This is a genomic window from Clostridium celatum DSM 1785 (assembly GCF_000320405.1).
Lineage (GTDB): Bacteria > Bacillota > Clostridia > Clostridiales > Clostridiaceae > Clostridium > Clostridium celatum.
Genome location: NZ_KB291660.1, coordinates 25,189 through 44,994, shown reverse-complemented (window position 1 = coordinate 44,994; position 19,806 = coordinate 25,189). Strand labels below are relative to the sequence as shown.

The window sequence follows — 19,806 nt, the reverse complement described above, 5'->3', positions numbered from 1 at the left end:
GGAGTGATAAAATGAACTTTCCAATAACATTTAAAGCACAACATCAAAATCATCATCCAGGCTTTGAATATGAAATGACACCAACACCTATATATTATGATGAAAATTATACACAAACAGGAGATTTATTAAAAGATAAAGTTGCTATAATAACAGGTGGAGATAGTGGAATAGGAAGAGCAGTTTCTATAGCATATGCATATCAAGGAGCTGATATAGTAATAATTTACTATAATGAAAGCAAAGATGCCGAAGATACAAAGAAACTTATAGAGGCTATAGGAAGAAAATGCACACTTATTTCTGGAGATATTTCAGATGTTAATTTTTGTAGAACTTCAGTAGAAAAGGTTATAAGTCAATATAATAAAATTGATATACTTGTAAATAATTCAGCAGTTCAGTATGAATGTAAGGATTTTAAACAAATAACAGATGATCAATTTGATAAGACTATAAAAACTAATATTTACGGTACATTTTATATGACTAGAGAAGCTTTAAAACATATGAAATCAGGTGGATCTATAATTAATACTGCATCTGTTACTGCATATGCAGGAAATGAAAAGTTAGTAGATTATTCAATGACTAAAGGTGCAATAGTAGCTTTAACAAGATCACTATCAACACAATTAGCAAAAAATAAGTCTGGTATACGAATAAATGCAGTTGCACCAGGGCCAATATGGACTCCACTTATTCCTTCAAGTTTTGCAGAAAATGAAATACCACAGTTTGGTTTAAATACTCCACTAGGAAGAGCAGGTCAACCAATTGAATGTGCAGGGGCATATGTTTTTTTAGCATCTGATTCAGCATCATATATAACTGGTCAAACTATACATATTAATGGTGGAGAAATAGTAAATTCATAAAATAAAAAGCAAGAAATGTTTTATTTAATTATTTCTTGCTTTTTATTTTTAATATAAAGTAACCTCTTATTGCTAAGTAATAAGGTGCTAAATAAAATTTATATAAAAATTTTAGATGTTTTTATATAAGTATCTAAGAATTTCAATAAAAATGTGAAGAATTTCGTATGGAGTAAAGATTATGAAAACTATATAATTATAAATGTAAACGATATACAAAATTTAAGAACATATACAGGCTTTAAAAAATGGGAGGGAATTTTTATGAAAAATATAAAAAAATTAGTAGCACTTGCGGTTACTACAGTTATGGTAACAGCTTTAGTTGGATGTGGAGGAAATGATGCAGCTAAAGATAATACAAGCAGTAATGGATCAAATGCAACAGATACAGAAAAAGATACAGCTGAAAAAACTTTAAAGGTTGGAGTATGCTTATATAAATTTGATGATACTTATATTTCTACAGTTCGTCAAAACTTAGAAAAGTTAGCAAAAGAAAGTGATGGAAAAGTTGAATTTACTTTCTATGATGGAAAAGGTGACCAAGCTACACAAAATGATAGTATAGATACATTAATTCAAAAAGGAGTTGACTTATTATTAGTTAACTTAGTTGATACAGGAGCTGGACAAACTGTTGTTGATAAGATTAAAGATGCAGATATTCCAGTAGTATTATTCAACAGAGAACCATCAGAAGATGTAATAAAATCATATGATAAAGCAGTATTTATCGGAACAAATGCTATAGAAGCAGGTGTTATGCAAGGAAAGATTCTTTCAGATGTATGGAACAAAGATTCTAGTGCTATAGATAAAAATGGCGATGGAAAAATGCAATATGTTATGTTACAAGGTGAACCTGATAATCCAGAAGCTGTAGCAAGAACAAAATATTCTGTTTCAACTATAAATGATAATGGAATTGAAACTGAAGAGCTTGCATTACAAGTTTGTAACTGGGACCAAGCATTAGCTCAAAATGCTATGGAAGCATGGTTTGCTAAAGATGGTGAAAAAATAGAAGTTGTAATTGCTAATAATGACGGTATGGCTCAAGGTGCAATAGCAGCACTTCAAGCTCAAGGATACAACAATGGAGATGAATCTAAATTTATTCCAGTTGTTGGTGTTGACGCAACTGCAGCAGCTCAAGATTTAATTTCAAAAGGATATATGACTGGATCAGTTCTTCAAGATGCTGAAGGTATGGCAAAAGCATTATATGAATGTGGATTAAACTTAGCTGAAGGTAAAACTGCTATAGATGGAACTTCATATGAATTTGATGATACAGGGGTTGCAGTTCGTATACCATATCAAGAGTTTGTTAAATAGTATTAAATAGTGATATAAAACTGCATGGTAAATTAATTGCTATGCAGTTTTAAAGATAAAATTAGTAACTTTTAGAATACATAAATTTTATATAGTAACTAAAAGTATAAATAAAAATAAATGGAAAAGTGGTGAAACAAAGTATGGCTGATACAAAATATGTACTTGAGATGATTGGGATAAGTAAAAGCTTCCCAGGTGTTAAAGCATTAGACAAAGTTCAATTAAAAGTAAGACCAGGAACTGTTCATGCTCTTATGGGGGAAAATGGGGCTGGTAAATCCACTTTAATGAAGTGTCTTTTTGGTGTTTATATTGAAGATGAAGGTGATATATATATAAATGGTGTAAAAAGTAATTTTATAAATCCAAAGCAAGCCATGGATAATGGAGTTGCAATGGTGCATCAAGAACTTAACCAAGTGCTTCAAAGAAATGTAATGGATAATATCTGGCTTGGTAGATATCCAAGTAAAGGTGGAGTTATCAATGAAAAAATAATGTATGATGAAACAAAAAAGATTTTTGATGAATTAGAAATTAATGTTGATCCTAGAACAAAAATGGCTAAGTTATCAGTTTCAGAAAGACAAATGGTTGAAATAGCAAAAGCTGTTTCATATAATGCGAAAATATTAGTACTTGATGAACCAACATCATCATTAGCAGAACAAGAAGTTAGGCATTTATTTAGAATTATTAATAAACTTAGAAAAAAAGGCTGTGGAATGATTTATATATCTCACAAGATGGAAGAGATTCTTGAAATATCTGATGATGTTACAATCATGAGAGATGGTAAATGGATAGATACTATAGAAGCTAAAAATTTAACAACAGATAAGATTATAAAGCTTATGGTTGGACGTGATTTAACAAATCGTTTCCCACCTAAGACTAATAAACCAGGAGAAGTTATATTAGAAGTTAATAATTTAACTGGTGCTTACGAGCCAGCAGTTAAAGATGCATCTTTTAAGTTAAGAAAAGGTGAAATATTAGGTGTTGCTGGATTAGTTGGTTCAAGAAGAACAGAATTATTAGAAACAATTTTCGGTATTAGAAGTAAAGCTTCAGGTGAAGTTAAATTACATGGAAATCTTGTTAATAACTCAACTTCAAGACAAGCTATAAAAAATGGTTTTGCTTTATTAACAGAAGAGCGTAGAGCAACAGGTATATTTGGACAACTTGATATAAAATTTAATACTATGATTGCTAACATAGATGGATATAGCAAATTTGGAGTATTAGATAATAAAAAGATTACAGAAGACACAAAATGGACAATAGATAGTATGAAGGTTAAAACTCCAAGTCAAAAGACTGCTATAAGAACATTATCTGGTGGTAATCAACAAAAGGTTATTATTGGAAGATGGTTACTTACAAAACCAGAAATACTTTTACTTGATGAACCAACAAGAGGTATAGACGTTGGTGCTAAATATGAAATATATCAATTAATAATTGATTTAGCTAATAAAGGTAAAGGGGTAATTGTTGTTTCATCAGAAATGCCAGAATTAATAGGTATATGCGATAGAATTTTAGTAATGTCTAATGGTAGAGTGGCTGGTGTAGATGATACAGACAAGCTATCCCAAGAAGATATAATGACATTAGCTGCAAAATATATATAGATTAGAGGTGCAATATTTATGGAAAAGTCAAAGGTTAACAAGCAAAGCGTACAAAATTTCTTCTTGAATTATGCTTTATATATTGTTTTATTTATAATGATAATATTCTTTATAGTAAAGGAACCATCGTTCCTATCATTTAAAAACTTTACAAATATTTTAAGCCAAGCTTCTACTAGAGGTATTCTAGCACTGGGGGTAGCAGGACTTATAGTATTACAAGGTACTGACCTTTCAGCAGGACGTATTTTAGGTTTAACAGCAATAGTTTCTGCTTCATTATTACAATCAACAACTTATGTTGCAAGAATGTATCCAGATTTACCAGCATTACCACTAATAGTGCCATTTATAGCTGCAATTGTAATAGGTGGAATATTTGGTGCAATTAATGGATTTGGTGTGGCCAAGCTTAAGGTTCATGCGTTTATCATAACATTGGGTACTCAGCTTATAGCGTATGGTATTTCTTGTCTTTATATTGATAGACCTCCACTAGGAGCTCAACCAGTTGCTAACTTAGACGAAAGATATACAAAATTCGTTAATGGATACTTGAAATTAGGTCCAGTAGAAATTCCATATTTAATATTCTATTTAGCAATTGCTGCAATTATCATGTGGTTTGTATGGAATAAAACTAAACTTGGTAAAAATATGTTTGCTATTGGTGGAAATCCAGAAGCAGCTGCAGTTTCAGGTGTTAACGTAGTTAAAAATATAATGATAATATTCATTATATCTGGTGTTCTTTATGGTGCTGCTGGTTTCTTAGAAGCTGCAAGAGCGGGTTCTACTACTACAGCTACAGGATTTAACTATGAACTTGATGCGATTTCTGCCTGTGTTGTTGGAGGTGTATCATTTACTGGTGGTATTGGTACAATTCCAGGGGTATTAATCGGAGCAGTGTTATTACAAGTAATTAACTATGGATTAAACTTCATAGGGGTTAATGCTTATTGGCAATATATCATAAGAGGTTTAATAATCATAACAGCTGTGTCACTTGACGTAAGAAAATATTTATCTAAGAAATAATTAAAGAATATAACAAGACTGTATCAAAAGTATATTGATTTGATACAGTCTTAAGTACATAAAAATATCAGGAGGAATAGTAATGGAAGATGTAGTAACAGATAAAGAACACATAGAAAATGATATAGAAAAAGCTGAAGCTTTAAATAATGAAGCTGAAGGAAATAAAGAAGTTCCTAAAAGAAACATGAGAGATTGTATATATGGGAATATAGATGTATCAGTAAAAACTATGGATAAAGTAATAATGGTATTATTAATAGCATTAGCGGCCTCATTTATTTTTGGTATAATAGTTTAAAATTAAGGATTATTAGAAAGTCAGGATCACTTTTTGTGGTTCTGGCTTTTTTTGGGAACAAGTATGGAATTATAAAGTATAAACAAAAATAGAAAAATGTGTTATAATGGGATATACTTAAAGTATATTTGGGTTTTAATCAGGAGGAATAACATATGGGTCTATATCGTATTATGCTAGTAGACGATGAAGAGGAAATAAGGTTAGGAATAATAAAAAAAATAAAATGGGAAGATTATGGATTTGAGATAATTGCTGATGCTGAAAATGGTAGGGATGCATTAGAAAAAGCAGAAAAACTTAAGCCAGATATAATAATAACAGATATAAAAATGCCTTTTATGGATGGGATAGAATTAGGGAAAAAAATTACAGAGATAATGCCATCTACAAAGTTAATAATATTAACTGGATTTGATGATTTTAAGTATGCAAGAGAAGCTATTAAAATTAATGTAATAGATTACGTATTAAAACCTATTAATTCTGCTGAATTTAGTGAAATATTAAGTAAATTAAAAATTCAGTTAGATAGGGAGTATGATGAAAAAAGGAATATAGAAAGCATTTATAACAATTATAAGAAAAGTATTCCTGTAATTAGGGAGCAATTTTTAATTGGTGCAATAGAAGGCCGTATAAATGATGATAAATGGAATGAAGAAATAAAAACATTAGATATAGATTTAAATTATAAGTATTATTCGGTAATCAGTATTCGTGGAGATGGAAGCTTTTTATTTAATAATTTAGAAAATATAGCTATTGAAAAGGATTTATCATTAATATCAATATCTATAAAAAATATTGTTGATGAGGAATTGGGGAAGTATTGTAAATTTATTAGTTTTCCTTATTATGATAATACTGTTGTTATAGTTAATTTTAATACTAAGGAGGAAATTTTAAATATAATAAAAGGAATAAATGAAATATGTAGTATTTATAAGCGTATTATGAACTTTAAGATATCTGCAGGAATTGGACATATTTTTATGGAAATAGCTGAAATGAAATCATCATATAAAAGTTCTCAAAATGCATTGGAATATAGATTTATTTTAGGTAGTGGTAAAGGTATATATATTGAAGATGTTGAACCAAATACAGTAATAAAGCTCCAACTTGATGATAGTAATGAAAGAAATATGTTAAATGCAATTAAAATAGGTGGGCATATAGAAATAAGAAATGAAATAAACAATATCTTTAAGAAGGCAGAAGAATCATTATTGCCTTTTAATCAATATAGAATATATTTAATGGAAATTATGACATCACTTTTAAAATTAGTACAAGCTTATAAATTCGATATAAATGATATTTTTGGAGAAGATTTTAATTGTTATGCTAAATTAGAACATTTTGAATCAATACAATTGATGAAGGAATGGTTTATAAGTAAAGCTATTATAGTAAATGATTTCATAAAAAAAGAACGAGTTAATTCAACACATTTATTAGTTGAAAAAGCAAAAAAATATATTTATGAGAATTATTCTGACTCTGAACTATCTGTTGAAAAAATGTGTAAGGAATTACACGTTAGTCCAACTTATTTTTAAACTATATTTAAGAAAGAAACAGAAATGAATTTTGTAAACTATCTTACAACCATTAGATTAGAGGAAGCTGTAAAATTACTAAATACAACAGATGATAAGACTTATGTTATAGCAGCCAGTGTAGGGTATCCAGAAGCAAATTATTTTAGTTATGTATTTAAGAAAAAATATGGAGTTTCACCATTGAAGTATAGAAAGAGATAAATAAATGAAAAAGTTTATCAAAAAAAGTAAGTTTAAGAATATTAGTTATAAAAATTTTAGTATACAAAATATTTTATCTGTATCATTTACTACAATTGCTGTTAGTGGAGCTATTATTGTTGGATTAGCATTTTATTTAAGATCTATACATTCAGTGGAAAAAATGGCATCTGAAAATAGTATTGCAATGTTAGAGCAAGCAAACATGAATTTAGATAGATACTTAAGAAACATTATGAAAGTGTCAGATACAATTTATTATAAAGGAATAAAAAAGAAAGATTTGGAGAATGAAAATATTACTACTGAAATGGATTTATTATATGAGGCAAATAAAGATTCTTTAGTTAGTATATGTTTATTTTCAGAATATGGGGAAGTTTTAGCTGCAACACCTATATCGCAACTTAAGGATTCAATAGAACCAAGAGATAATGAATGGTTTACAAATGCTATGGAAAAAAAAGAGAACTTTCATTTTTCTACGCCACATGTTCAAAACCTCTTTATAGATCTTAATTATAGATATAGATGGGTAGTTTCATTAAGTAGATCTGTAGAAATAACTAAAAATGGGAAAACAAGCTCAGGAGTTTTACTTGTAGATATGAGCTTTAGTGGAATAGAACAAATATTTAAAAATATAAATTTAGGAAAATCAGGATATACATATTTGATAGATGGAAATGGTGAGATTATATATCACCCAAGGCAACAGTTAATTTATTCTGATTTAATAGAAGAAAACAATATAGTTGCAGCTAGCTATGAAGATGGTAGTATCATAGAAAGCTATGATGGTATAAAAAGGCTAGTAACAGTTAAAACAGTAGGATATACAGGATGGAAAATTGTTGGAGTTATAAATGTATCAGATATAAGATCAGATCATAACCAAATTAGTGGATTTGCAATTTATATTATGATTTTTGCTATATTTATGGTTATTTCAATAAATATGTTTGTTTCTACACGTATAGCAAATCCAATAAAAGAGTTAGAAGAGTGTGTAAAAAAATTTGAAAGTGGAGTTATAGATTTAAAAGTTCCTATTAGTGGCTCTAAAGAAGTTGAACATCTAGGAAAAGCTATTAATTCTATGGTAAAAGAAATGCAAGTACTTATGAAAAATATAACTAAGGAACATGAAGCTAAGAGAAAAAGTGAATTAAATGCACTTCAAGCTCAAATTAATCCACACTTTTTATATAATACTTTGGATTCTATTATATGGATGATAGAAAATGAAAATTATGATGGAGCAATAACTATGGTTACCTCACTAGCAAGATTATTTAGAATTAGTTTAAGCAAAGGAAAAAATATTATTTCAGTAAAAGATGAGCTAGAACATGCAAAAAATTATTTGACTATTCAAAATATACGTTATAAAGATAAGTTTGAATATTATATTGAGTATGAAGAAGAAACATTAGAGTTAGCTACAATTAAGTTAATAATACAACCGTTAATTGAAAATGCAATTTATCATGGAATGGAATTTATGTCTGGAGATGGAGAAATTTTAGTTAAAGCATATATAAAAAATAGTAATTTATATATTGATGTTATAGATAATGGATTTGGAATGACTGAGGAGGTTGCTAAAAATCTTTTAACTAATAATAGCACAAGCAAGGGCTCAGGATCAGGAATTGGACTAAAAAATGTTCATGAAAGAATACAATTATATTTTGGAGCAGAATATGGATTAGAAATTTATAGCGAACCAGATGAGGGAACTACAATAAGAATTCATATGCCGTGTATAAATATTAATGATTGTTATGTAAAAGAGGTGGACAAGATATGAAGATAAGAAAAAAGTATGTGTTTATTATATTATTTATTATAATGGCGTTATCTTCTATATTGTTACTTAATGAAGAAATATGGGCTAATAATGATGTAATAATATATGAAATTTCAGTTATAACAAGTGGAAAAAGTAATGAAAGTTTAATGATAATGAAGGAGGGGATAGAACAAGCTGCTTCAGAGATGAATGTAAATATAAGTTTTATAACTTTATCTGAAGAAAATAATGTTGAAGAGCAAAAGAAATTATTAGACAGAGAAGTTAAAAATGGAGCAGATGCGATTTTAATTGCTCCCGCTGTATATGAGGGAATGAGTGATGAAATAGAATCAGCTAGAAAGAAGACCGCAGTAATTTTAATAGATTCTAATATAAAAACAGAAGAAAATATACCATATATAGGTTGTAACAATGAAGAACTAGGAGCAAGTCTAGCAGATGAAGTAATTAAAATGGGTAATACTCGTGGAAAGATAGCAATTGTAAACGGAAATTTAGAGTATAGCACTGTAATGGAAAGATATAACGGCTTTATGAGTGCTATATTAAAAAGCAATAATTACGTTGAGTTCATAGATATATTACTAGATGAAAAAGATTCGTATGATAAGGTTTTAGAAGTTTTAAATAAGAAAGAATTTGATGCTATTGTAACTTTTGATGTTAAAACATTAGAATTATTAGCACAATGTAAAAAAGATATAAATGCTTTAAATGAAGAACAAATACAAACAGAGATTTATGGTACTGGAGGAACTAGCAAGGTTACATCTTTTTTAGAGGATGATATTATTAAAGCAACTGCAATACAAAATGAATTTAATATAGGGTATTTAGGAGTAAAGATGGCAGTTGATATAATTAATAATAAATATGTAGAAAATACACTTATTTATTCAGCAGTAATAGATAAAAGAAGTATGTATACTGAAGAAAATGAAAGATTATTATTTCCATTAATTAAATAATTGGATTATTGGAGGGTAAAATGAAAACATTTAAAAGGGTGTTGAATATAATTATGGTTATTTTAACAGTAACTTTATTATGGTCATGCAACAGTGAAGGAGCAAAAAAAGCACAAAGGATTAGAGAGATAAAGATAGGAGTAACCTTATATAAAGAAAGTGATTTGTTCATATCAAGCATAGCAGAGAATTTAATAGATATTGCAAAGGAAAAAGAAAGCTCTGAAGATATAAAAATTATTTTAAATATAGCGGATTCAAATGGAAGTACAGTAAATGAAACTAAGCAGGTTGAAAAGTTTATTAATCAAAAATATGATGTAATTTGTGTTAATCTTGTTGATAGAACAGCAGCATCAACAATAATTGATAAAGCAAAGCTTGCTAATATTCCAGTAATATTTTTTAATAGAGAACCTGTTGAAGAAGATATGCAAAGATGGAATAAAATTTATTATGTTGGAGCTGAAGCAGAAAAGTCAGGTAAAATGCAAGCGGAAATAATATTAGACGCATATAAAGAAAATAGTAATATTGTAGATAAAAATAGTGATGGCAAAATTCAATATGTAATGTTAGAAGGTGAAGCAGGCCATCAAGACAGTTCTATAAGGACAGAATATTGCATTAAAAGTATGATTGAAAATGGATTAGAGGTAGAGAAATTATCAGATGATATAGCAAACTGGGAAAATTCACAGGCACGTGAAAAAATGATTCAATGGATAAAAAGCTATGGTGATGATATAGAAGTAGTTTTTAGCAATAATGACGATATGGCATTAGGAGCAATTAATGCATACGATAGTTTAAATATAGATATAGTGGATAGGCCATTAATTGTAGGAGTAGATGGTATTCAAGAAGCTTTACAGCAGATAAAAGAAGGAAAAATGATAGGAACAGTTATAAGTGATGCAAAAGAACAAGCGAGTGCTATTTTTAATATAGCGTTTTCTTTGGGGAAAAATGGTGATATAGATGAGTGTATCGACTTATTGGATGGTAAGTACTTTAAGGTTAAACATACTAAGGTTTTAAAGGAGAATGTTGAATTATTTTATAATTAAATATAATTATATTTACCCTGTAGGATAGACATTAAAATAAGTTTACTCTACAGGGATTTTTATATTTATGATAAGCTAAAAATGTTTTGTTGGTTTATCAATTTCAAATGGAGTTTTTTCATTTGCTTTATTTTTTACTTTTTCGGCATAATTTTTGCATGTAGGGTCAGAATTAGTTTTACATTTACTCATTAAATTCACCTCTTTAAATAATTTAATATTAGTTTGTACTATGTTTTATAAAATATTACTGGCAATATTAAGGCATAATATAAATAATTTATATTGACTTATAAAAATGAAGACTTATAATATTAATATACCCCCTACCCGGGGGTGGTGTGGAGGAAGTTATGGAAGAAAGAAAAAAAGCAGTTCAAAATTTAAAAATAGCAAAAGGTCAAATAGAAGGAATTATAAAAATGATTGAAGATGAAAGATATTGTATAGATATTTCTAATCAAATAATAGCAGTTCAATCTTTATTAAAAAAGGCAAATACTCAAATACTAAAAAGACATTTAGATCATTGTGTTAAAGATGCGATTTTAAATAATAACGGTGATGAAAAAATAAATGAAATAATGAGTTTATTTGAAAAAATTTCTAAATAATAGAAGGTGGATTTAATGAATAAAAAATATAAAATTGGGGGAATGACATGTTCTGCTTGTTCAAATAGAGTAGAGCGTGGTATAAAAAAGATGAACGGCATATTAGATGCCAATGTAAATTTAACTACTGAAACTCTAACTGTAAATTTTGATGAAAGTAAATTATCATCGGAAGATATAGAAAAAAAAGTAGAGTCATTAGGGTATAGTGTTATAAAAAATATTAAAACACATACGTATAAGGTTGAAGGCATGACTTGTGCTGTTTGTGCTGGAAGAGTTGAGAAAGTAACAAAAAAAATAGAGGGCGTACAAAAGTCAGTTGTTAACCTTACTACAGAAAAATTAAGTATAACAGTTGATGATGATATAGTAACATATGGAGATATAAAGAGAGCTGTAGAAAAAGCAGGATATAAATTAATTAGAGAAGAGGAAAAGGAGAATAATGAAAAAAGGCTAAGTGATAAAGATAAATTATTACGCAGGCTTATATTTTCATGTATATTTACAATTCCATTACTTATAGTAACTATGGGACATATGGTAGGAATGCCATTGCCTAAGATAATAGACCCTATGACAAATCCAATGAATTTTGCATTATTTCAAATTATATTAACAATTCCAGTTATGGCAATTGGATATAAATTTTATTTAGTAGGCTTTAAGAATTTAATAAAATTAAGTCCTAATATGGATTCACTTATAGCAGTAGGAACAAGTGCAGCATTTATTTATAGTGTTTTTGGAATGTATAAGATATATGTAGGGGATAATAGTTATGCAATGCATTTATATTTTGAAGCGGCTGTAACAATATTAACTTTAATAACTCTTGGCAAATATTTAGAAGCTATTTCAAAGGGAAAAACTTCAGAAGCTATTAAAAAGCTTATGGGATTAGTTCCTAAAACAGCAACAATAATAAGAGATAATAAGGAAACTATTATTCCAGTAGATGAAGTAATAGTTGGAGATATAATTTTAGTAAAACCAGGAGAAAAGCTTCCGGTAGATGGAGAAGTTATTGAGGGAAGCACTTCAATTGATGAATCTATGTTAACAGGTGAAAGTATTCCAGTGGAAAAAGTTGCTGGAAGCAATGTAATAGGAGCTAGTATTAATAAAACAGGATTTATTAAATATAAAGCAACTAAGGTAGGTAAAGATACAGCACTTGCTCAAATAATTAAACTAGTAGAAGATGCTCAAGGATCTAAGGCACCAATTGCAAAATTGGCAGATATTATATCATCTTATTTTGTACCAACAGTAATAGGACTTGCAATATTTTCAGCAGGAGCTTGGCTAATAGCTGGAGAAACACCAGTATTTGCTCTGACTATATTTATTTCAGTTTTAGTAATAGCATGTCCTTGTGCTTTAGGATTAGCAACGCCTACAGCAATTATGGTTGGAACTGGAAAAGGTGCTGAAAATGGAGTGTTAATTAAAGGTGGGGAAGCTTTAGAGACAACTCATAAGATAGATACAATAGTATTTGATAAAACAGGTACTATAACTGAAGGAAAACCAGTAGTTACAGATATAGTTACAAATGGAATAGATAAAAATGAGTTATTAGCATTAGCAGCTAGTGCAGAAAAAGGTTCAGAACATCCATTAGGAGAGGCAATAGTAAGAGAGGCAGAAGAAAAAAATATAGACTTAAAAAAAATAGAAAACTTTAATGCTATACCAGGGCATGGGATACAAGTTGTAATAAATGGAGAAACTATTTTATTAGGAAACTTAAAATTAATGAAAGAAAATTCAATTAGTATTGGAAATTTAAATAAGGAATCAGATAGATTGGCACAAGAAGGTAAGACACCTATGTATATTACAATTAATAATTCCTTAGAAGGTATTATTGCCGTTGCAGATACAGTAAAGCCAAGTAGCAAAAAGGCTATTGAGACTCTTCATAGTATGGGAATAAAGGTTGCAATGATTACTGGTGATAATAAAAAGACAGCAAATGCTATCGCAAGACAAGTTGGAATAGATATAGTTTTAGCAGAAGTATTACCACAAGACAAAGCAAATGAAGTTAAAAAACTACAAAATGAAAATAGAAAGGTTGCTATGGTTGGAGATGGAATTAATGATGCACCAGCTCTTGCACAAGCAGATATTGGGATAGCAATAGGATCAGGGACTGATGTAGCTATGGAAAGTGCAGATATAGTTCTTATGAGAAGTGATTTAATGGACGTTAGTACAGCAATTAAATTAAGTAAAGCAACTATACGAAATATAAAGCAAAATTTATTTTGGGCATTTGGATATAATGTTTTGGGAATACCAGTAGCAATGGGAGTTCTTCATATATTTGGTGGACCACTACTTAATCCAATGATTGCAGCAGCGGCTATGAGTTTAAGCTCAGTATCAGTGCTTGCAAATGCATTAAGATTAAAAAGATTTAAAGCATAAACTAAGTTATTAGCTATTAAATAAATATAAAAATAGTTTTTAATTTTTAAATACAATATATGACTATTTTAATATGGGTAGTCTAGTATAAAAGGAGAGATAAGATATGTTAAAAAAAATATTTATTGAAGGTATGAGTTGTAATCATTGTGTAAATCATGTTAAGGAAGCTTTAGCAACGCTAAAAGATTCAGGAAAGATACAAGTTAATTTAGAAGAAAAATATGCAGTAGTAGAAACATCATCTAACAATGATGAAATAAAAGAAAAAATTGAAGATGAAGGATATGATGTTGTTTCAATAGAGGAAGCTTAATTATAGTTAAGGTTTATAAGTAGAGAATAAATAAAAAAAGTCGCTTTAGAGCGACTTTTTTACTTAGCTAAGATTTTTGTATTAGAAGTTTAAGCTTACAATTTTTTAATATACTTTGGTAGGTTATCTTAGCCTATTACTACAATTATAAATTCCTTATTTGTATCGGAGAACATGCCTATAATTGAAGACAACATAATTATAACCAGCAATCCAATAAGATAGCAGTTTAGGATTATAGGAAATTAAATGTTTTAGGAACTCATCAAATAAATTAAGCTTTAGAAGTATTTTTATTATGTCTTTAGGATAAGGAGTAACTTTAGTAAAAGATTTTCTAGGATCTATAACCATTAAATTTTCATTTTTATCTATAAAAAGATGAGCATTTCTGATATTAATTCTTTTAAAATTTAAAGATTTAAGATCTTCTATTAAATCTATTATTTCAGTAGAGATTTTATAAGAGAGTTTGTTTTTGGATAGAAAGTCATAAAGATTTTCTCCGCTAACATATTCACGTATTACAATATTACTAATTCTAATTAAAACTTTAGGAAAAAATCTACTATCTTTTACTGTTTCTAAAATATCAACTTCACTTTTTGCGCCTTTAATTGTATTGAAGTCTTTTAGGGCGTATCCTTCAGGTGTTAGATATACACTACCTTCAGAGCCACTACCTAATAAAATGCAATCATTTAATTCAATAACACATTTCATAATATCACTTTACTTATTGCTTATAATAATATATGCAATTAAATAAGAATATTGTATTAAAAGTGAAAATTTATTATATTTTACAAATAAAATATAAATTAGGAATAGAAATATAATCAATAAATATGTTAATATGATAATTATTAGAAATTACAAAGTGTAAAGGGATGAATTAATGAAGTACGACACAAAAGAAAAAAGTTATGAAAAAAGGAATAAAAGATATCTTAAATTTATGTTAATTGGAACTGTAATAATTTTAAATATATTTATTTTAGGAATAAATTTTATAGATTCTAACTTCATGGCAAATAATTTTATATTGAATGATTTAAATGGAATTAATATTATACTTGGTATTATTTCAATACCATGCTGTTTTTTATATTATTATATGTATAAAAATAATGAGTTTTTTATTTTGAATATTTCTTATATAAGTATATTTATTGAGTATATTCTTATAAATTTTATTAGTGAGGGATTAATAACATTTCCATTTATTTTTAGAATATTGCTATTAACGATAGCTATACATAATAATAGTAAATATGCTAAATTTTTAGTTGATAAAAAGAAGTTTTGCATTATTTTATCTATTTTAATAAATTTATTAGGTACATATTTTGAACTAAAATTAAGGGAAATATATACTATTGAAGGAGAGATATTTCAAGTAGCATTAGTAGTATATTATTTTATATCATTAATATTACTTGCTAAAAGAGCTATTAAGAAAAGTGAATGTATATATACTATTTTTGTAGCAAGTATAAGTGTTTTTACAATAAGGAGAATATTTTATCTTAAAATATTTTCATTATATAGCTATAAGGTTAGCGAGTATAATAAGTTAATAACTGTTACTGCTTATTTTATATTATTGGTTGGATTATATATTGAGGTCGTAAGAAAAATTCAAGAGAGTATAGTATTAAATAATGAAGTAAGCAATAATGAAAAAATAATTTCTAATATTTCTGAAAGTGTAAAAGATTTAATATTAACTACAGATAAAGAAGGACAAGTATTATATGTAAATAAGATAGTATTAAGTAAGCTTGGTTATGAAAAAGAAGATATTATAGGACATAATTATAGTAAAATAATTTATGAAGAGAATATATTAAATAATGATTTAGAGGCAAACACTATACTACTAGAACAAAAGTGGAAATGTAAAACAGGAAAAGTATTTCAGACGGAAAGTATAATTACTAGTGTAAATAATAGTGAGGGGGAAACTATAGAAAGAGTAATTGTTGCAAGGGATTATAGTTATAGAGAACAACTTGAGAATTTAAAGAAAAAATATAAGGAAATAAAAGAAGTAGAAAAAGCAAAAGGGCAATTTTTTGCTAATTTATCTCACGAAATTAAAACACCTATAAATATAATTTATTCCTGTATGCAGTTACTTGAAATTAATAAAGAAAATAGTGATGAAGCATTATCCATAGCATATAAAAAATATGATAAAACAATAAAGCAAAATTGTTATAGGTTACTTAGATTAGTTAATAATTTAGTCGATATAACTAAAATTGATTCTGGTTATATGACACTTTCATTTGTAAATTATGAAATAATTAGCTTAGTAGAAGATATAACTATGTCAATAGTACCATATGTAGAATCTAAGAATATAAATGTAATATTTGATACATATATTGAAGAGTTAGAAATAAAGTGTGATCCTGAAAGTATAGAGAGGGTAATTTTAAATATACTTTCAAATGCTATTAAATTTACTGACGATGGAGGAAATATTTTTGTTTTAATGGATGCAGATGAAGAGTATTTAACTATAAGAATAAAAGATGATGGAGTAGGTGTTGCAAAAGAGCTTAAAGATGATATATTTGAAAGATTTGTTCAAGAAGATAAATCTTTTAATAGAAAAAATGAAGGAAGTGGAATAGGTTTAGCTTTAGTAAAATCATTAATTGAACTTCATGAAGGTATGGTTTATTTAGAAAATAATACAGAAAAAGGAAGTGAGTTTGTGGTAAAACTTCCAAATGTTAAGGTGGCGGAATCTGAAGGAAATAGTAGGATAATAGATGTTGATAACAAACCATTAGTACAAAAAATAGATATAGAATTTTCAGATATATATGAATTATACTAAAAGTAAATAAAAGGAGCAGATACTTTTTAAGTATCTGCTCCCTTTTATTATTTATCTAATTACTATTTAATAAAATAGAAGTATGCAAGAACAATAATACCAAGTATAATTCTATACCAACCAAAAATTTTAAAGTCGTTTGTCTTAATATAAGACATTAAGAATTTAATTGCCATAATAGATACTATAAATGCAACAATCATACCTGTTAATAATAATACCATTTCATTTCCTGTAAAACTAAAACCAAATTTAAGAAGTTTTAAGGCACTAGCACCAAACATAACAGGGATAGCAAGGAAGAATGTGAATTCTGCTGCTACAGTTCTTGAAACACCGATTAATAAAGCTCCAACAATAGTTGCACCTGAACGAGAAGTACCAGGGAATACTGCAGCTATAAGTTGGAAAATACCTATCATTATTGCAACTTGATATGTTATTTCTGATAAAGTAGTAACTGTTGGTCTTTTGTTCTTATTGTAATTTTCTATAACAATAAATAAAATACCAAATAAAATTAGCATTATTGCAACTGTTATAGGATTATAAAATAGTTCATTAAGTACATCATCAAATAAAAGTCCAACAACTGCTGCAGGAATACAAGCAACAATTATTTTAAACCACATTGAAATAGTATCTTTTTCTATTTTAACTCCATTATCAAAAGTAAATGGAAATATCTTCTTCCAGTATAGAACAATAACTGCAAAAATGGCACCAAGCTGTATAACAACTAAGAACATTTCCATAAATTGTGGTGAAACATTAAGTTTTAAGAATTCATCCACTAATATCATATGTCCAGTACTACTAATAGGAAGCCATTCTGTAATACCTTCCACAATACCAAGTATTATGGCTTTTATAATTTCTAAAAATTCCATTTAAATACCTCCAAATATATAATTATATAATTTACCACTTCACTATTATATATAAAATTCATAATTTATAAAAGGTAAAATAGTAAAATAGTACAAAATGTTAATAATATATGGTGTATAAAGATTCTAATAAAACAACATTAGATGTATATACATCAGTAACGTTAATGGTGAAAATGTGGTAATATAATATATATATTATAAAAATGGAGGATGGTTTTATGAATAAACTATTAGTAGTTGTAGATTATCAAAATGACTTTGTTAATGGAGTATTAGGATTTAAAAGAGCTGAAAGTTTAGAAGAGGGCATATATAATAAAGTTAAAGAATACTTAGAAAATAAAGATAATGTTTTATTTACTTATGATACACATAATGAACAATATTTAAACACAAGAGAAGGTAAAAACTTACCTGTAGCTCATTGTATAGAAGGAACTTATGGACATGAGTTATATGGAAAGCTTAAAAAGTTTGAAAATGAAGAGAATACGATTCATATAAATAAGTTTGCCTTTGGCATGTCACCAAAGCAAGTGATAGAACTAAGTGAAAAGATAGGAAAAGATATTGATTATATAGAAATAGTAGGAGTTGTAACAAATATGTGTGTTATAAGCAATGTTGTTACATTACAATCTCAATATATAAATGCTGAAATTGTAGTTAATGGAAAGCTTTGTGCAAGTTTTGATGACTCACTACATGAAAAAGCATTAGATGTAATAGAATTTCTGCAAGTTAGTGTAATTAGATAAACTATAAAATTTAAAGTATCTTTTTATAGAAATAAAATAAATGAAAATAAGATATAATATTATGTGTAAGGAAGCTTCAACGAAGGTTAATTTGATTATAGTAAAAGTTTAAAGTGAAACAACAAAATATGTTGAAGTAGGAGAGAGAAAAATGATAAAATTTGCCCATAGAGGAGCAAGCTCTGATTATCCGGAAAATACGCTATTATCATTTAAAGAAGCTATTAGATTAGGTGCTAATGGAATTGAATTAGATGTTCATAAAACAAAGGATAATAAAATAGTAGTAATTCATGATGAAGATATTGAAAGAACATTAATTGGAAAAGGATTAGTAAAAGATTTTACATTAAATGAATTAAAGAAATTTAGATGTAGAAAGATACTTTTTAGAAATAATGATAGTTGCTTAATTCCAACTTTAGAGGAAGTATTACAGTTATTTAGAGATAATAATGTTTTTTTAAATATAGAATTAAAAACAGATATTTTTGAATACGAAGGAATAGAAAATGATGTAATTAAGTTAATATATAAACATAATATGAAAGATAGAGTGTTATTATCTAGCTTTAATCATAAAACTGTAAAAAGATGTAAAAATATAGATAAGAGCATTAAAACAGCAATATTATATGAAAAGCAAATTGATAATATTATAAATTATGCAAATAGCTTAGATGTGGATGCAATAAATCCAAGTATAAGCTTAGTATCTAAAGAACTTATTGAAGAGGCTCATAAGAAAAATTTAAAAGTAAATGTATATACTGTAAATAGCCCAATTTATATGAGAAATTTGATTGAAGCAAATGTTGATGGAATTTTTACAGATTGCTTTCATTTATTAAAGGAAATACTAGAAAAGTAAGTTGTAGGACTTAAAATTGATTTAGGGTAAGGTTTAAAATTTTATATTTAAATAAAAAGGATGTCAAATGACATCCTTTTTTGGTTGCGGGGAAAGGATTTGAACCTATGACCTTTGGGTTATGAGCCCAACGAGCTACCGACTGCTCCACCCCGCGATATTAAAGATTTAAATTATTAACTATAGTATTAGTATACTACTATAAAAATATAGAGTCAATATATAAAT

Annotated in this window: 18 protein-coding genes and 1 tRNA gene; 16 read left to right on the top strand and 3 right to left on the bottom strand. The window is 27.5% G+C overall.

Annotated elements, in window-relative coordinates:
* Positions 1-11: 11 nt before the first annotated feature.
* The 13 genes from HMPREF0216_RS11555 (at position 12) to HMPREF0216_RS11500 (ending at position 14,202) form a co-directional block, all read left to right on the top strand.
* On the top strand, positions 12-878 hold the full coding sequence (locus HMPREF0216_RS11555; RefSeq protein WP_005214455.1) for an SDR family oxidoreductase: 867 nt from the start codon (positions 12-14) through the stop codon (positions 876-878).
* A gap of 264 nt (positions 879-1,142) precedes the next feature.
* Positions 1,143-2,219 carry a galactose ABC transporter substrate-binding protein gene (locus HMPREF0216_RS11550; protein ID WP_040419796.1) on the top strand — a complete coding sequence of 359 codons (1,077 nt, stop codon included), beginning with the start codon at positions 1,143-1,145 and terminating at the stop codon, positions 2,217-2,219.
* Positions 2,220-2,362: 143 nt separating this feature from the next.
* Positions 2,363-3,862 carry a galactose/methyl galactoside ABC transporter ATP-binding protein MglA gene (gene mglA, locus HMPREF0216_RS11545; protein WP_040419795.1) on the top strand — a complete coding sequence of 500 codons (1,500 nt, stop codon included), beginning with the start codon at positions 2,363-2,365 and terminating at the stop codon, positions 3,860-3,862.
* 18 nt (positions 3,863-3,880) lie between these two features.
* Positions 3,881-4,903: a galactose/methyl galactoside ABC transporter permease MglC gene (mglC, locus tag HMPREF0216_RS11540; RefSeq protein WP_005214451.1), complete on the top strand. Its 1,023-nt coding sequence runs from the start codon at positions 3,881-3,883 to the stop codon at positions 4,901-4,903.
* Positions 4,904-4,985: 82 nt separating this feature from the next.
* On the top strand, positions 4,986-5,204 hold the full coding sequence (locus tag HMPREF0216_RS11535; protein ID WP_005214450.1) for a hypothetical protein: 219 nt from the start codon (positions 4,986-4,988) through the stop codon (positions 5,202-5,204).
* 155 nt (positions 5,205-5,359) lie between these two features.
* Entirely contained in the window at positions 5,360-6,769 is a 1,410-nt protein-coding gene (locus HMPREF0216_RS11530; protein ID WP_005214449.1) for a response regulator, read from the top strand.
* 3 nt (positions 6,770-6,772) lie between these two features.
* The gene (locus tag HMPREF0216_RS18160) at positions 6,773-6,973 is read left to right on the top strand and encodes a helix-turn-helix domain-containing protein (protein WP_341349492.1); all 201 of its coding nucleotides are present in this window, start codon (positions 6,773-6,775) and stop codon (positions 6,971-6,973) included.
* A 4-nt stretch (positions 6,974-6,977) separates the two neighbouring features.
* The gene (locus HMPREF0216_RS11525) at positions 6,978-8,786 is read left to right on the top strand and encodes a sensor histidine kinase (protein WP_005214447.1); all 1,809 of its coding nucleotides are present in this window, start codon (positions 6,978-6,980) and stop codon (positions 8,784-8,786) included.
* The gene (locus HMPREF0216_RS11520) at positions 8,783-9,760 is read left to right on the top strand and encodes a substrate-binding domain-containing protein (RefSeq protein WP_005214446.1); all 978 of its coding nucleotides are present in this window, start codon (positions 8,783-8,785) and stop codon (positions 9,758-9,760) included. The genes HMPREF0216_RS11525 and HMPREF0216_RS11520 overlap by 4 nt, the downstream gene beginning before the upstream one ends.
* A gap of 20 nt (positions 9,761-9,780) precedes the next feature.
* On the top strand, positions 9,781-10,830 hold the full coding sequence (locus tag HMPREF0216_RS11515; protein ID WP_005214444.1) for a galactose ABC transporter substrate-binding protein: 1,050 nt from the start codon (positions 9,781-9,783) through the stop codon (positions 10,828-10,830).
* A 353-nt stretch (positions 10,831-11,183) separates the two neighbouring features.
* Positions 11,184-11,444, top strand: a complete 261-nt coding sequence (locus HMPREF0216_RS11510; protein WP_040419794.1) for a metal-sensing transcriptional repressor — start codon at positions 11,184-11,186, stop codon at positions 11,442-11,444.
* A gap of 15 nt (positions 11,445-11,459) precedes the next feature.
* Positions 11,460-13,886 (top strand): heavy metal translocating P-type ATPase, encoded by a 2,427-nt coding sequence (locus HMPREF0216_RS11505; protein WP_005214442.1) that lies wholly within the window; start codon positions 11,460-11,462, stop codon positions 13,884-13,886.
* 106 nt (positions 13,887-13,992) lie between these two features.
* Complete coding sequence (locus tag HMPREF0216_RS11500; protein WP_005214441.1) at positions 13,993-14,202, top strand: heavy-metal-associated domain-containing protein; 210 nt, start codon at positions 13,993-13,995, stop codon at positions 14,200-14,202.
* Positions 14,203-14,358: 156 nt separating this feature from the next.
* Here HMPREF0216_RS11500 and HMPREF0216_RS11495 read toward each other — a convergent pair whose 3' ends face one another.
* Positions 14,359-14,925, bottom strand: a complete 567-nt coding sequence (locus tag HMPREF0216_RS11495; RefSeq protein WP_005214439.1) for a hypothetical protein — start codon at positions 14,923-14,925, stop codon at positions 14,359-14,361.
* A 175-nt stretch (positions 14,926-15,100) separates the two neighbouring features.
* Here HMPREF0216_RS11495 and HMPREF0216_RS16390 point away from each other — a divergent pair, with 175 nt between their 5' ends.
* Positions 15,101-17,056, top strand: coding sequence for a PAS domain-containing sensor histidine kinase (locus HMPREF0216_RS16390; RefSeq protein ID WP_005214438.1), 1,956 nt, complete (start codon positions 15,101-15,103; stop codon positions 17,054-17,056).
* Positions 17,057-17,118: 62 nt separating this feature from the next.
* Here the strand turns inward: HMPREF0216_RS16390 and HMPREF0216_RS11485 are convergent, their stop codons facing one another.
* Complete coding sequence (locus HMPREF0216_RS11485) at positions 17,119-17,946, bottom strand: undecaprenyl-diphosphate phosphatase (RefSeq protein WP_005214437.1); 828 nt, start codon at positions 17,944-17,946, stop codon at positions 17,119-17,121.
* Between the two features lie 221 nt (positions 17,947-18,167).
* On the opposite strand from HMPREF0216_RS11485, the gene HMPREF0216_RS11480 reads away from it, so the two are divergent.
* The gene (locus tag HMPREF0216_RS11480; protein WP_040419793.1) at positions 18,168-18,707 is read left to right on the top strand and encodes a cysteine hydrolase family protein; all 540 of its coding nucleotides are present in this window, start codon (positions 18,168-18,170) and stop codon (positions 18,705-18,707) included.
* 151 nt (positions 18,708-18,858) lie between these two features.
* Entirely contained in the window at positions 18,859-19,578 is a 720-nt protein-coding gene (locus HMPREF0216_RS11475) for a glycerophosphodiester phosphodiesterase (protein WP_005214435.1), read from the top strand.
* Positions 19,579-19,659: 81 nt separating this feature from the next.
* Here HMPREF0216_RS11475 and HMPREF0216_RS11470 read toward each other — a convergent pair.
* Positions 19,660-19,735 (bottom strand) — tRNA-Met (locus HMPREF0216_RS11470).
* Positions 19,736-19,806: the final 71 nt, after the last annotated feature.

Coding starts and splice junctions, on each gene's coding strand:
- mglC (WP_005214451.1), top strand. CDS start 3,881: ATGGAAAAGTCAAAGGTTAACAAGCAAAGCGTACAAAATTTCTTCTTG.
- HMPREF0216_RS11480 (WP_040419793.1), top strand. CDS start 18,168: ATGAATAAACTATTAGTAGTTGTAGATTATCAAAATGACTTTGTTAAT.
- HMPREF0216_RS11505 (WP_005214442.1), top strand. CDS start 11,460: ATGAATAAAAAATATAAAATTGGGGGAATGACATGTTCTGCTTGTTCA.
- mglA (WP_040419795.1), top strand. CDS start 2,363: ATGGCTGATACAAAATATGTACTTGAGATGATTGGGATAAGTAAAAGC.
- HMPREF0216_RS11515 (WP_005214444.1), top strand. CDS start 9,781: ATGAAAACATTTAAAAGGGTGTTGAATATAATTATGGTTATTTTAACA.
- HMPREF0216_RS16390 (WP_005214438.1), top strand. CDS start 15,101: ATGAAGTACGACACAAAAGAAAAAAGTTATGAAAAAAGGAATAAAAGA.
- HMPREF0216_RS11510 (WP_040419794.1), top strand. CDS start 11,184: ATGGAAGAAAGAAAAAAAGCAGTTCAAAATTTAAAAATAGCAAAAGGT.
- HMPREF0216_RS11530 (WP_005214449.1), top strand. CDS start 5,360: ATGGGTCTATATCGTATTATGCTAGTAGACGATGAAGAGGAAATAAGG.
- HMPREF0216_RS11495 (WP_005214439.1), bottom strand. CDS start 14,925: ATGAAATGTGTTATTGAATTAAATGATTGCATTTTATTAGGTAGTGGC.
- HMPREF0216_RS11525 (WP_005214447.1), top strand. CDS start 6,978: ATGAAAAAGTTTATCAAAAAAAGTAAGTTTAAGAATATTAGTTATAAA.
- HMPREF0216_RS11500 (WP_005214441.1), top strand. CDS start 13,993: ATGTTAAAAAAAATATTTATTGAAGGTATGAGTTGTAATCATTGTGTA.
- HMPREF0216_RS11535 (WP_005214450.1), top strand. CDS start 4,986: ATGGAAGATGTAGTAACAGATAAAGAACACATAGAAAATGATATAGAA.
- HMPREF0216_RS11520 (WP_005214446.1), top strand. CDS start 8,783: ATGAAGATAAGAAAAAAGTATGTGTTTATTATATTATTTATTATAATG.
- HMPREF0216_RS11555 (WP_005214455.1), top strand. CDS start 12: ATGAACTTTCCAATAACATTTAAAGCACAACATCAAAATCATCATCCA.
- HMPREF0216_RS11485 (WP_005214437.1), bottom strand. CDS start 17,946: ATGGAATTTTTAGAAATTATAAAAGCCATAATACTTGGTATTGTGGAA.
- HMPREF0216_RS11475 (WP_005214435.1), top strand. CDS start 18,859: ATGATAAAATTTGCCCATAGAGGAGCAAGCTCTGATTATCCGGAAAAT.
- HMPREF0216_RS11550 (WP_040419796.1), top strand. CDS start 1,143: ATGAAAAATATAAAAAAATTAGTAGCACTTGCGGTTACTACAGTTATG.